Origin of the sequence: Allobranchiibius sp. GilTou38, assembly GCF_017565325.1 — a bacterium.
In the GTDB taxonomy this organism is placed as follows: Bacteria; Actinomycetota; Actinomycetes; order Actinomycetales; family Dermatophilaceae; genus Allobranchiibius; species Allobranchiibius huperziae.
Map to the genome: position 1 here is coordinate 769,968 of NZ_JAGEKN010000006.1, position 12,840 is coordinate 782,807.

General features: G+C 71.6%; 14 protein-coding genes. 4 read left to right on the plus strand and 10 right to left on the minus strand.

The genetic code is table 11. The features are described from left to right. Nucleotides 1–54: 54 nt before the first annotated feature. The 5 genes from aat to JOB34_RS08760 form a co-directional block, all read right to left on the minus strand. On the minus strand, nt 55–744 hold the full coding sequence (aat, locus tag JOB34_RS08740) for a leucyl/phenylalanyl-tRNA--protein transferase (protein ID WP_347813795.1): 690 nt from the start codon (nt 742–744) through the stop codon (nt 55–57). Nucleotides 745–760: 16 nt separating this feature from the next. Beyond that, on the minus strand, nt 761–1,747 hold the full coding sequence (locus JOB34_RS08745; RefSeq protein WP_208052295.1) for a carbohydrate kinase family protein: 987 nt from the start codon (nt 1,745–1,747) through the stop codon (nt 761–763). A 137-nt stretch (nt 1,748–1,884) separates the two neighbouring features. Beyond that, complete coding sequence (locus tag JOB34_RS08750; RefSeq protein ID WP_179481428.1) at nt 1,885–2,265, minus strand: iron-sulfur cluster assembly accessory protein; 381 nt, start codon at nt 2,263–2,265, stop codon at nt 1,885–1,887. A 287-nt stretch (nt 2,266–2,552) separates the two neighbouring features. Next, nucleotides 2,553–3,683, minus strand: a complete 1,131-nt coding sequence (locus JOB34_RS08755) for a glycerate kinase (protein WP_208052296.1) — start codon at nt 3,681–3,683, stop codon at nt 2,553–2,555. 30 nt (nt 3,684–3,713) lie between these two features. Further along, a complete protein-coding gene (locus JOB34_RS08760; RefSeq protein ID WP_208052297.1) occupies nt 3,714–4,424 on the minus strand; it encodes a M50 family metallopeptidase in 711 nt (236 codons plus the stop codon). 97 nt (nt 4,425–4,521) lie between these two features. On the opposite strand from JOB34_RS08760, the gene JOB34_RS08765 reads away from it, so the two are divergent. Then, nucleotides 4,522–5,406: a MurR/RpiR family transcriptional regulator gene (locus tag JOB34_RS08765; RefSeq protein ID WP_208052298.1), complete on the plus strand. Its 885-nt coding sequence runs from the start codon at nt 4,522–4,524 to the stop codon at nt 5,404–5,406. Continuing rightward, on the plus strand, nt 5,406–6,266 hold the full coding sequence (locus JOB34_RS08770) for a DMT family transporter (RefSeq protein WP_208052299.1): 861 nt from the start codon (nt 5,406–5,408) through the stop codon (nt 6,264–6,266). Before JOB34_RS08765 ends, JOB34_RS08770 begins: the two co-directional genes overlap by 1 nt. 51 nt (nt 6,267–6,317) lie before the next feature. Here JOB34_RS08770 and JOB34_RS08775 read toward each other — a convergent pair whose 3' ends face one another. Both JOB34_RS08775 and JOB34_RS08780 read right to left on the minus strand, forming a co-directional pair. Further along, the gene (locus JOB34_RS08775) at nt 6,318–7,349 is read right to left on the minus strand and encodes a glutathione S-transferase C-terminal domain-containing protein (RefSeq protein ID WP_208052300.1); all 1,032 of its coding nucleotides are present in this window, start codon (nt 7,347–7,349) and stop codon (nt 6,318–6,320) included. Continuing rightward, a complete protein-coding gene (locus tag JOB34_RS08780; protein WP_347813796.1) occupies nt 7,346–8,728 on the minus strand; it encodes a dipeptidase in 1,383 nt (460 codons plus the stop codon). The genes JOB34_RS08775 and JOB34_RS08780 overlap by 4 nt, the downstream gene beginning before the upstream one ends. Nucleotides 8,729–8,767: 39 nt before the next feature. Here JOB34_RS08780 and JOB34_RS17850 point away from each other — a divergent pair, with 39 nt between their 5' ends. Then, on the plus strand, nt 8,768–9,406 hold the full coding sequence (locus tag JOB34_RS17850; protein ID WP_347813797.1) for a DUF3043 domain-containing protein: 639 nt from the start codon (nt 8,768–8,770) through the stop codon (nt 9,404–9,406). Nucleotides 9,407–9,421: 15 nt separating this feature from the next. Here JOB34_RS17850 and JOB34_RS08790 read toward each other — a convergent pair whose 3' ends face one another. Together JOB34_RS08790 and JOB34_RS08795 are read right to left on the minus strand one after the other, a co-directional pair. Beyond that, nucleotides 9,422–9,637 carry a hypothetical protein gene (locus JOB34_RS08790; RefSeq protein ID WP_179481440.1) on the minus strand — a complete coding sequence of 72 codons (216 nt, stop codon included), beginning with the start codon at nt 9,635–9,637 and terminating at the stop codon, nt 9,422–9,424. A 149-nt stretch (nt 9,638–9,786) separates the two neighbouring features. Then, complete coding sequence (locus JOB34_RS08795) at nt 9,787–10,959, minus strand: NADP-dependent malic enzyme (protein WP_347813798.1); 1,173 nt, start codon at nt 10,957–10,959, stop codon at nt 9,787–9,789. A 142-nt stretch (nt 10,960–11,101) separates the two neighbouring features. Here JOB34_RS08795 and JOB34_RS08800 point away from each other — a divergent pair, with 142 nt between their 5' ends. Then, entirely contained in the window at nt 11,102–11,608 is a 507-nt protein-coding gene (locus JOB34_RS08800) for a bifunctional adenosylcobinamide kinase/adenosylcobinamide-phosphate guanylyltransferase (protein WP_208052302.1), read from the plus strand. Between the two features lie 72 nt (nt 11,609–11,680). Here the strand turns inward: JOB34_RS08800 and gcvT are convergent, their stop codons facing one another. After that, nucleotides 11,681–12,829: a glycine cleavage system aminomethyltransferase GcvT gene (gene gcvT, locus JOB34_RS08805; RefSeq protein ID WP_208052303.1), complete on the minus strand. Its 1,149-nt coding sequence runs from the start codon at nt 12,827–12,829 to the stop codon at nt 11,681–11,683. Nucleotides 12,830–12,840: the final 11 nt, after the last annotated feature.

Below are 12,840 nucleotides of genomic sequence, written 5' to 3' on the forward strand. Positions count from 1 at the left end.
ATGCATTTCCCGGTACGCCGAGTGGGCGGCGACGCGGGCCGCGGCCGGCCGTGCTCAGCCCCGGCTCGCCCCTGCGAAGACGGACGGCAACGTCCCTGTGACCGCGGGTCCGAGCAGACCCAGATACGCGGCCCGGTCGATCTCCCGCACGCCGAGCGTGCCGAGGTGCGTGGTGTGCCACTGCACGTCGATCAGCCCGGGCGCGCCACCCGCGAGCACCTGCTCGGCCAGCACCCATACCGCGACCTTCCCCGCGTCGGTGGCGCGGTGGAACATCGACTCCCCCGCGAAGAGCGCGCCGATCGCCACGCCGTACAAGCCCCCTGCCAGCTCTCCGTGCTCGTCCCACACCTCCACCGAGTGCGCCCAGCCGAGGTCGTACAGGCGCCGGTAGGCCGCGATCATGCGTGCGGTGATCCATTGCCCGTCCCGACCGGGATCGGCACAGGCCCGCACCACGGCGTCGAAGTCGCGGTCGATGCTGGTGGTGAAGTGCCGCCGGGAGCGGCGCAGCGAACGCGACACGTGGTGCTCCCCGGGCAGCAGCACGCCGCGGTCCACGGGCGACCACCACCCCATGGGCGGTCCCCCGTCGCGGCCGGTGCCCATCGGGAAGAGTCCGGACCGGTACGCCGCGAGCAGCGTGCCGGGCTCCAGGTCGGCGCCGACGGCGACCAGGTCGGAGGGGTGCGCGGGATCGAAGCGCAGCGACCACTGCGACGGCTCCGGTTCGATCGGCGACACGGGTCGACCCGATGTCTCAGTCGCGCGGGATGCGCAGTCCGGCCTGCACACGCGCCGCCGCGTCGTCGCCGTACGCCGTGGCCAGCCGGCCGAGGAAGTGAGCGCGCCCGAGGACGTACTCCTGGGTGCCGACGGTCTCCACGACGTACGTCGCGAGGGTCGAGCCGACCTGGGCGCAGGTGACCAGGTCCAGATCCCAGGCCAGTCCGCAGAGGAAGCCGGCCCGGAAGGCGTCGCCGACACCGGTGGGGTCCACGCTCGTGACCTCGGCCGCGATGGGTACGTCGATCGGGGCGGCGCCCTTGCGCAGGATGCGTGCGCCGTCGCGGCCGCGGGTGATGACCCGGACGTCGACGTGCTCGAGGATCTCCTCGCCCGTCCACCCGGTCTTCTGCTCGGTGAGATGCGCCTCGTACTCGTTGGTCATCAGGTAGCTCGCGCCCTTGATGAGCTCGCGGATGAACGGGCCGTCGGCGAACGCCAGTTGCTGGGACGGGTCGGCCACGAACGAGATTCCGCGCGAACGGCATTCGTCGGAGTGCCGGCGCATCCCCTCCGGGTCGTTGGCGCCGACCAGTACGAGGTCCAGACCCCCCACGCGCTCGGCGACGGGGCCGAGCTCGATCTCCCGCGCCTCCCCCATCGCGCCGGCGTAGAACGTGGCGATCTGTGCCTGGTCGTCGTCCGTCGTGCACACGAAACGCGCCGTGTGCCTGGTCTCGGAGACCCGGACCGACTCGCAGTCGACCCCGTGGCGCTCCAGCCACGAGCGGTACGACGCGAAGTCCTCCCCCACGGCTCCGACCAGCAGCGGGTGCTCGCCGAGGACCGCCACCCCGAAGGCGATGTTGGCCGCCACTCCGCCGCGACGGATCTGCAGCTCCTCGGCGAGGAAGGACAGCGAGATCTTGTTCAGCTGTTCCGGGACGAGGGAGTCGGCGAACCGGCCACGGAAGGTCATCAGGTGGTCGGTGGCGATGGAGCCGGTGATGGCGATCTTCATGGCGTGCAACCTATCCGCCGTACGGCGACAGGCCCGAATCGGCGCCGCGCCGCGGCCCCGCGGGGGCCGGGCAACGCGAGAGGCCCGAACCCGCTGGGGGTTCGGGCCTCTCGGTTGCTACGGGCGGATGCGGTCGATCAGCTGAAGCTGTCGCCGCAGGCGCAGGAGCTGCCCGCGTTGGGGTTGTCGATGGTGAAGCCCTGCTTCTCGATGGTGTCGGAGAAGTCGATGCTGGCGCCGTCGAGGTAGGGGGCGCTCATCCGGTCCACGACGACCTCGACACCGTCGAAGTCGCGCACCAGGTCACCGTCGAGGCTGCGCTCGTCGAAGTAGAGCTGGTAGATGAGGCCGGAGCAGCCACCGGGCTGCACACCGACGCGCAGGCGCAGGTCATCGCGACCCTCCTGCTCCAACAGGCTCTTGACCTTGCCGGCTGCGAGCTCGCTGAGCTCGACGCCGTGGGCCGGGGGCGCCTCGGTGGTCGGCGTCGAAACGGTGGTGCTGCTGTCCACGCTCATGGATCCTCCACTGGCTGGCGGGATGGTCGCGCCGAGTGCGGCACGATCCACGTTCGTTGCTGGCAACCGCGTGGTCCTGCGAATTGTTCCCGGACGTGGTACGCGGTGGCCACATCAAGGGTACGTCGTCGGCGCAGGAGGCCGTGACCGCCCGACCTGATCTCGACGAGGGGCGTGCGCGGGCCTTGGGCGAGCGTTCGGGACCGAGCGGGTCGAAACGGGGGGCGTGCGCGGGCCATGGGCGACCGTTCGGGACCGAGCGGGTCGAAACCAGGGCGAGGACCGGGTCAGGCAGGTGTCCACGTGCCGGCGACCCGGGCGGCGAGCTGAGCCACCAGCTCCGAGGGGTCCGGCACGGCCGAGGCCTCTGAGCCGTCTGAGCCATCTGAACCCTGCACGGATCCCGCGCCCTCACGCCGTACGTCGGCCGACAGCCGACCGGCCGGCACGGCGGAGTAGACGCCGCTCACGCCGAGCGACGCGGACTCCCGACGGCCGACGTGCGCCTCCCGTGACAGCACGACCACCGGCCTGCCCCGGGCGGCCGCGACCTCCCCGACGTGCGCCAGCACCGTGTCCTGCAGCGAGCGCCAGTCGAAGACGTCCTCGCCGATCACCACCAGGTCGCTGGCAGCGACGGCCCGGTCCAGTCCGGCCAGCTCGGCGCTCACCTGCGCGCCGGGACGGATCTGCGCGCCCATCAGCCCCAGCCCGAACGCCACCCCGCCCCCGGCGCCTGCACCCGGCTCGCGGTCCAACCGGCGGTCCTTGCCGGTGAGCAGATCGCGGCGCGGCGGCAGCGCGCGACGGGTGCGCTCGACGTACTCCCCCAGCGCGTTCTCTGCTTCCTGTGACTGCTGCCGGCTCAGCCCCAGCGCCTCCTCGGCGTGGGCTGCGGCACCGTGGAACCCGAGCATCGGCAGCGCATGCGACGTCGCGGCCACGATCGGCACACCCCGCCACGCGACGCGCGTCTCGCGCAGCCACCCGAGGTCGGTCTCGGCCGGGTCGTCGGGGCGTCCGGCCATTGCCTGGAGCATGCCCAGCCCGCCGTCGAGGCAGCGCAGGTCTCCCACGCCGACCAGGATCTTGCGCACGCCGGGCACATCGGCCGCGGCGACGAGCAAGGCGCCGACGGAGTACGACGAGCGGTCGGCCTGCGCCTGCGCGGCCTCGAGCACTGCGCTGGCATCGGGTAACAGGACGACGGTCCCGAGCGCGCCGCTCGCAGCGAGCGGCTCCTCCCGCGCACCCTCGACCCGGGCTGCCGCGGCCGCGAACCCCCGTCCTCCACGGGAGAGCGGGAGAGCGTCGACGGTCACCGCCGGAGCCCGCTGCAGCCAGGCCGCCCGGATGAGGTCGGCGGCCTCGGGCGGGGTGGCCACCCCGATCGCGTCACAGGTCACGAGCACTCGCACGCCGTCATTCTCCACCGGGCACGCGCCCGGTCAGCCCACCCTCCCGAGCAGCAGTGCGCCACCGAGCACGGTGACGGCCAGGCTGATGAGGGCGAAGGCCGCGATCCACAGCACCGCGGGGACCCTGGTGAGCGCGGCCAACTGGTCGGCGTCGGACCGGCCGCTCTCGTAGCGACGGTTACGCGCCAGGTCCAGGACGGTGCGCGGCGACCCCAGCAGCAGGAACCACATCAGCAGGTGCGCGAAGCCGGATTGGACCGGCGCGGTGCACCACCAGGTGATCGCGGCGACCGGCAGGGCACAGACCAGCATCACCAGCGCGCCGTACCAGTTGCGGATCTGCAGCGTCATCGCGGCGAGCACGAGCAGCACGGCCCACAGGACCCCGGCGGCGTAGCCGCGGGAGAGCACCCATGCGCCGAGGGCACCGAGGACCGCCGGGCCGGGATAACCGGCCGCGAAGGTCGCGATGGCCCCGGAACCGCGTGCAGGCCCGCGGGACACCGTGACGCCGGAGGTGTCGCGGTGCACGTGCACACCGTGCAGCGACCTCCCGACGCTGAGGGCCGCGATCGCGTGGGAACCCTCGTGGGCGAGGGTGATCCCGCTGCGCGCGACCCGCCAGACCGGCGCCCAGCAGACGATGACGAGGGCGAGCAGCATGGTGCCGATCACGACCTCGCGGGACGGCGGCGGCGCCGCAGCGGTGACCCGGTGCCACAGGTCGGTCGCGCTGCTCATGCCGGGAGGATGCCCCACCCGGCTGTGGGGCGGCGATGCGATCGACGCCCAGATCCAGAACGAGCGCGGCAGGTCCTCACCGGTTACGCTGTTACGCGTGGATGGAGTCGACAGTAACGGAGTTACTCCTCGCGGCGACGCCCTGGCGAAGTGGCTGGGGAGTGTCCGTGCGCGCAGCGGTGATCTCGCTGCGAGCGAGGCGAAGGTCGTGACCCTCCTGCTGTCGGACCCGCTGTTCGTAGGCACGAGCACCACAGCGCAGGTGGCCGCCCGAGCCGGCGTGTCCGCGCCGAGCGTCGTCCGTGCTTCCCGGGCCATCGGCTTCGACGGTTTCACCGGGCTGAAGCTCCAGATCGCCCGCGCCCGTGGGACCACGGAGTTCTTCGCGCCTCCCGCGGCGCTCACCGACGGCGCCTCGACCGCTGCCGTGCTCGAGACGTCCGTGCGCGCGGGCGCAGATGCTCTCACCGCGCTGAGCGGTGCGGTGAGCCTCGCAGCTCTGGACGAGGCCGTCGCCGCCGTACGACGGGCGGAGCAGGTGATCGCCTTCGGTGCGGGACCGTCCGCGACGGTCGCCGCGGATGCCGTCTTCCGCCTGCGGGCCCTCGGCGTGCGGACCGCCGGCATCCCGGACCACGAGTCGGCGATGATCGCGATGCGTCTGCTCGACGTCCACGACGTCGTGATCGCCGTCAGTTCGACCGGACGCACCGCGTCGACGCTCGCCGTGGCCGACGCGGCCTCCTCCGCCGGCGCGACGCTGATCGCGGTCACCAATCTGTACAAGACGCCGCTCTCGGATCTCGCGGACATCGCCCTCGTCGTCGGCGGCGTGCCCCTGCCGACCCAGATGGCGGCTGCGGGCAGCCGACTCGCTCAGCTGGTGGTCCTCGACGCGCTCTGTGCCGCTCTCGCCTTGCGCGACCCGGATCGGGTCGGTCGCGCCGAGCGCGCGGGCATCGACCTCCCCGACATCTCCTGATGCACCCCGGCACCGTCGGAATCGTCCTCATCGCGGCCGTGGCGCACGCGATCTGGAATCTGGCGTCGAAGTACAAGCGCGGCGACACCGTCCTCTTCGTCTGGGCCTACACGTGCGCGTCCGCGGTGCTGTTCGTGCCCATCGGCGTCGTCCTGGTGTGCACCGGCGCACAGCCCCTCGACTGGCGGCTCGCGGCCGGCTCGGTCGTCTCAGCCGCGTTGCACCTCGCGTACTCCCTGACACTCCAGGCCGGCTACGACCGCGCCGAACTGGGCGTCGTCTACCCGATCGCGCGCGGCACCGGGCCGGTGCTGACCATGCTTTTCGCGGTCCTACTCCTCGGCGAACGGCCGGGTCCGGTCGCGATGCTCGGTGCGCTCGGTGTCGTGGGCGGCATCGTCGTGGTCGCGGGCAACCCGTTCGGCAGTGGGCGACATCGTCCCGCCCGCGGCGTGCGCTGGGGCGCCGCCACGGGTGCGACGATCGCCGGCTACACCCTCTGGGACAGCTTCTCGATCACATTGCTGCACCTGGCTCCCGTGAGCTACTACTCCGGCACGCTGCTGCTGCAGAGCCTGATCCTGACCCCGAGCGCCCTGCGGCGAGGCGGCGACATCTGCGCCGCCGTCCGGCGGAACGTAGCCCCGGTCCTCACCGTGGCCGTCTTCTCGCCTGTTGCCTACATCCTCGTCCTGACCGCGATGCAGACCGCGCCGGTCGCACTCGTCGCACCGCTGCGTGAATCCTCGATCGTGATCGGTTCGCTCCTCGCGTGGCGGCTCTTCCACGAGGGCCATCTCGCGCGCCGCCTCGCCGGCGCGGCGATCGTCCTCGTGGGCATCGCGGCGATCAGCATCTGAGGTCCCGACCCGGCAAGGTCGCGTCCTCGCGACCTGGCCGCTGTAGGCGGGTCAGTTCGAGCGGTGCAGCAAACCGTCCGGGCCGACAGCCGGGTTGTCAGCGGGGTCCACCCGCTCACCCTCGGCGATCGCACCAGGGGCGGTGCCGTCGCCGAAGGCGCTGCCGCCGAGCGACTCCCGCCCATGCGGGGTCATCCAGCCGGACAGGTCCGGACCCTTCGGGACGATGCCGGTGGGGTTGATGTCCGAGTGCACGACGTAGTAGTGCCGCTTGATCTGCTCGAAGTCGACGGTGTCGCCGAAACCGGGCGTCTGGAACAGGTCCCGCGCGTAGGCCCACAGCGCCGGGAACTCGATCAGCTTGGCGCGGTTGCACTTGAAGTGCCCGTGGTAGACCGGATCGAAGCGCACCAGAGTGGTGAAGAGACGCACGTCGGCCAGCGTGATGTGATCGCCGACGAGGTAGCGACGGTCGGTCAACCGCTCCTCCAGCCAGTCCAGGGCGGTGAAGAGCCGGTCGTACGCCGCGTCGTACGCCGTCTGCTCACCGGCGAAACCGCAGCGGTACACCCCGTTGTTGACCTCGGTGTAGATGCGCTTCATTACCGGGTCCATGTCCTCCCGCAGGGCCTGCGGGTAGAGGTCGGGCGCACCGTCGCGGTGGAAGGCGCCCCACTGCTCGATGAGGTCGATGTCCATCTGGGGGAAGTCGTTGGTGACCACCGACCGGGTCGGTACGTCGACCAGCGCGGGCACCGTGATCCCGCGCGGGTAACCGGGCTGGCGGTTCTCGAACGCGTCCTTCAGGCGCGGCATCTTCAGCACGGGATCGAGGCCGCCCGGATCCAGGTCGAAGGTCCAGCTGTCTGCGTCATGGGTCGGCCCGCACACCCCCAGGGAGATGGCGTCCTCGAGGCCGAGCAGCCGGCGTACGGTCGTGAGCCGACTGGCCCACGGGCACGCGCGGCTCACCACGAGCCGGTAGCGCCCCGGCTCGACCGGCCAGGTCGGTGAGTCCTTCGTGATCCGGTCATCGATGTAGTTGGTGTCGCGTTCGAAGCTGGGCTCGACGTAGGCGGTCATGAGCCCATCCTGCCCAGCCGGTCCAGCAGGAACGCCTCCGCACGGCAGACACGCTCGAACTCGCCGAGGTGCAGGCTCTCGTTCGCGCCGTGCGCACGGGTGTCAGGGTCCTCGACGCCGGTCACCAGGATGGCCGCATCGGGGAAGCGCTCGGCGAACGCCGCCACGAACGGGATCGACCCGCCCACCCCGATGTCGACCGGCTCGGTGCCGTCCCAGGCATCGCGGAACGCCGCCCGCGCCTGGTCCTGCACAGGACCGCTCGCGTCGGCCGAGAACCCGGCGCCCTCGTCGTCCAGGGTCACCTCGAGCTGTGCGCCCCAGGGCGTGTGCTCGCGCAGGTGCTCCTGCAGCAGCCGGTAGGCCTCCCGCGGGTCCTCGTCCGGCGCGATGCGCATGGAGACCTTGGCGCGGGCGGACGCGGCAAGCGTGTTGGAGGCCGTGTCGACCGACGGCGCGTCGATGCCGATCGTGGTGATGGCCGGACGGGTCCACAGGTCCGACAGCAGGTCGCCGGAGCCGATGACCTGGACGCCGTCGAGCAGGCCGGACTCCAGGCGCAGGCGGGCCTCGTCGTACCCGAGGTCAGAGGCATTGCCGCCACGCAGTCCCTTCACCGCCACGGTGCCCTTGTCGTCGTGCAGGGAGGCGAGCAGCCGCACCAGGGCGGTGATCGCGTCCGGGACCGGGCCGCCGTACATGCCCGAGTGCACGCTGTGGTCGAGGGTGCGCACGGAGACGACCACGCGGATCATCCCGCGCAGGGTCGTGGTGAGCGCCGGCGTGCCGATGTCCCAGTTGGTGGAGTCGGCCAGCACGATCGCGTCCGCGCGCAGTCGGTCGCCGTGTCGTTCCAGGATGGTCGCGAGCGAGTCGGATCCGACCTCCTCCTCCCCTTCGACGAACACCGTGACGCCCACGGGCGGGCGCCCGTCATGTGCCCGGATCGCCGCGATGTGCGCCATCACGCCGGCCTTGTCGTCGGCGGCGCCGCGGCCGTAGAGCCGTCCGCCGCGCTCGACCGGCTCGAACGGCGGGCTGTCCCAGTCCTTCTCGTCGCCGGGAGGCTGCACGTCGTGGTGGGCGTAGAGCAGCACGGTCGGCGCGCCGTCGGGGGCCGGAAGGTGACCGATGACCGCGGGGCGGCCGCCCTCGCGGACGATCTCGACGTCCAGACCCTCCGCGCGGAGCAGCTCGGCGACCGCCTCGGCGCTGCGATCGACCTGCGTCTGGTCGAAGGAGTCCAGGGAGACGCTGGGGATCGCCGTCAGGGCCTCCAGGTCGGCGCGTACGCCGGGCATCAGGTCCGCGATCCTGGCGGTCAGTCGTGCGGTGTTCTCGGGCCCGTTGTGAGGGGCTGCGGCGTCGGTATCGGTCACGGCGGCCACCGTAGTCCCGACCCCCGTAGAATCATCAGCGTGTTAGGCCGCAGCAAGTCCGAACCCGTCACCACGAGCACCCCGGATCCCGGCGAGGGGGTGGTGCTCACCAAGGACGGCAAGAAGGGTCGGCCGACGCCGAAGCGTCGCGAGCAGCAGGCGGCTCGCCGCCAGCCGCTGGTGCCGCAGGACCGCAAGGTCGCCAAGACCGCGTCCCGCGAAGAGCAGCGCAAGTCGCGCATCGCCCAGCGCGAGGCCATGGCGCGCGGCGACGAGAGTGCGCTGATGCCGCGCGACCGCGGGCCGGTGAAGCGCTTCATCCGCCACCACGTCGATGCCCGCTTGCGGCTCGGCGAGGTCGTGCTACCGCTGATGCTGATCCTCTTGATCGGTTCGGCGGTGCTGCCGAGCAACCTGCTGAAGACCAACGGCCTGCTGATCGTGTGGGCCATCGCCGTGATCAGCGTCATCGACGTGGCGTTCATGTGGCGTCGCCTCAAGAAGCGCATCGTGGAGGCCACCGGAGAAGCGCCACCGAAGGGCTCCTTGCGGTACGCCGGGATGCGCGCCTTCCAGATGCGCTTCACCCGGATGCCCAAGCCCCAGGTGCCCCGCGGCATCCCGCTGGACGACATCCCCCCGCCCGGTCGAGCGAGCGGTACCAGCAAGACCCGCTGACCTGCGGCGAGCGGCCTACAGCTCGTCGGACAGGCTCATCGGCCCGTAGACGACCTCGCCGTTCTCCAGGAGCGTCACCGAGGCGACGCCGGCATCGGCCAGCTCGCGCCAACTCTGCCCGAGCCAGGACTCGGCGTCGCTCTGCGTCGGGAACGCCGAGGTCACCATCGCGGTGCCGCGGAGCTCCCCGCCGTCGCGGTCGGCGTAGGTCCAGGTCCAGGCATCGCTCATGCGGGCGAGCCTATGCGCGGCCGGTGACATCCGTCGTACGCCGGTCGGAGAGCGGCGCCGCGGTCACTTTCCCGCGCGCGCCGCGCGGGCGTCCGGTCGGAAGTCGGCGCCGCGGTCACGTTCCTGCGCTCGCCGGCCGGGTGCCGGTGTCAGGCGTGCGCGGCCACCGCTGCGGCAACCGCCGGCGCCACACGCTCGTCGAACACGCTGGGCACGACGAGATCGGCCACCGGCATCTCGACGAGGTCGGCGATCGCCTGAGCGGCGGCCAGCTTCATGGCCTCGGTGATGCCGCTGGCGCCGGAGTCGAGCGCGCCGCGGAAGAGACCGGGGAACGCCAGCACGTTGTTGATCTGGTTCGGGTAGTCCGAACGCCCGGTGGCCACGACGCGTGTGTGTCGGGCGGCGACCTCAGGGTGCACCTCAGGGTCAGGGTTGGCCAGTGCGAAGACGATCGCGTCCGAGGACATCGTGGCGACGATCGCCTCGGGCACACTGCCCCCGGAGACGCCGATGAAGACATCCGCACCGACCATGGCGTCAGCGAGCACCCCCGTCACCCCGCGCGGGTTGGTGGTGGCAGCCACCCGCACCTTGTGCTCCGCCAGGTCCGTGCGGCCGGAGTGCACCACGCCGCGCGAGTCGCACACGACGACGTCACGGACACCCCGGCGGATCAGGATGTTGGCGATCGCGACGCCGGCGGCACCGGCGCCGGAGACGACCACCCGCAGCGTCTCCAGCTCGCGTCCGACCACCGTGGCGGCGTTGATCAGGGCGGCGAGCGACACGATCGCGGTGCCGTGCTGGTCGTCGTGGAAGACCGGGATGTCCAGGCGGGCCTTCAACTGCTCCTCGATGGCGAAGCAGCGCGGCGCGGAGATGTCCTCCAGGTTGATGCCGCCGTACGTCGGCGCGAGACGCGCGACCGCCTCGACGATCTCCTCCACCGTGCCGGTCTCCAGGCACACCGGCACCGAGTCGACACCGGCGAAGTGCTTGAAGAGGACCGCCTTGCCCTCCATGACCGGCAACGCGGCGACCGGGCCGATGTCACCCAGGCCGAGCACGGCCGTGCCGTCGGTGACGACCGCGACCGTGTTGCGACGGGTCGTGAAGCGGAACGACAGCGACGGGTCGACCGCGATCGCGCGACATACGTCGGCCACGCCGGGCGTGTAGAGCAGCGCCAGGTCCGCGCGGTCGCGCAGCGGCTTGGTCGGGACCGACTCCAGCTTGCCGCCCTCATGGGCCTCGAACACCGGTCCGGAGATATCCGGCTGCGAAGGGGCGAGCACGAGTGGGACGGGGTGTTCGGTCACGCTGGGTGCACCTCTGCGGTCTCGGGGCGGGCGGGACATCGGCTGGTGCCGTGGTGGGCCCGCGTCACCCAACCACGTGGGGATCGGGGGGCGCTACTCGCAACCCGCTGCCGGGCGCGTCGCGAGCCCCTAACCTGTCGGAATGAGCACGACGTTGATCCTCGGCGGCACCGCACGATCGGCACGCAGGTACGCCGCGGCGTTGCTTCCGGCCGGTTCCCCGGTCACGGTGGTCTTCCCCGGCGAGCCGATGACCGACCAGTACCCCGACGAGTGGACCACCGTGCGGGCCGACGACCTGACCCGCACCATCCTGCGCGGCCGCACGCCGGTGCTCATCGACTCCCTCGAGACCTGGGTGAGCGGGCTGCTCGACCACTACGACGCCTGGTCGGGCGACGAGGCGCGCCTCGCCACGGTGCGCGAGGCCATTGCCGAGTTCGGGGCGCTGTGGATGCACGCGCCGTACGACTCGGTCGCGCTCAGCCGCGAGGTCGGTCTGACCGCCATCCCCGAGGACGACCGCAACCGGCGACTGCGCGACGTGCTCGAAGAGGTCAACGCAACGGTCTCGGTCATCAGCAAGCGCACCCACCTCATCGTGGCCGGCCGCGCTCTGGACCTGTCGGACTCGGTCCGCATCGACTGACGGCACCAATCCTGCACGCTGACGGCGTTCGGCACGGTTGACGGCGTTCGAACGCCGTCAGCGCGCGTCGGCTCAGCTCGGCTGCACGTGCACGAACGGCGGCTTGACGACCGTCACGGGCAGCGCGCGACCGCGTACGTCGACAACGAGCTCGTCGCCCGCGGTGATGCCGCGGTCGAGCAGTGCCAGGGCGATCCCCTGCTTGAGCGTGGGCGACATCGTCCCGGACGTGACCTCGCCGACGACCGTGCCGTCCTCGCGCGTCACGGCACAGTGCGCACGGGGGATGCCGCGACCGGTGGCCAGTAGGCCCCAGGCGAGCCGGCACGACTTCTCGGCCCGCTGCTTCGCGAGCACGTCCTTGCCCCAGAACTGCTCCTTGTTCCACCCGACGGCCCAGCCCGCGCGCGCCATGTTGGGGGTGATCCGCATCGACAGATCGCTGCCGTGCAGCGGGTAGCCCATCTCGGTGCGCAGCGTGTCGCGCGCCCCGAGGCCGCAGGGCAGTCCGTCCAGGTCGCGGATCGCGTCCATCAGCGCGTCCCACAGGGCCGGGGTGTCATCCCAGCGCGGCACCAGCTCGAAACCCTTCTCGCCGGTGTACCCGGAGCGCAGGACGATGATGTCGCGGCCCTGCCAACTCGTGGCGGCGCTGGTGAAGGACATATAGCCCAGGTCGGTGGGCAGCCCGAGCCGCTGCAGCACCTCGACGCTGCGCGGACCCTGCACCGCCACGATGCCGTAGTCCTCGTGCTGGTCGCGCACCTCGATGCCCTCCGGGGCGGCAGCCTGCAGGCGTCGGACGACCTCGGCGGTATTCGCGGCGTTGGGGACGAGGAAGACCTCGTCCTCGCTCGTGAAGTACTGGATGAGGTCGTCGACCACGCCACCGGTCGCCTCGTCGCAGCACATCGTGTACTGCGCCTTCGGCGGCGCGATCTTGCGCAGATCGTTGGTGAAGCACCGGTTGACGAAGTCGGCGGCGCCCGGCCCGCGGACCGAGGCCTTGCCGAGGTGACTGACGTCGAAGATGCCGACACGCTCGCGGACGGCGGTGTGCTCGCGCAGCACTCCGCCGCCGGCGTACTCGATCGGCATCTGCCAACCGCCGAAGTCGGCCATCTTCGCGCCGAGCGCGCGGTGGCGTTCGTCGAGCGGCGAGGTGCGGACGGGCACGTCGGCGGCGGGCAGGGCGGTGGCGTCGGGGGGCAGCGAGGTCATGGGCGTCACGG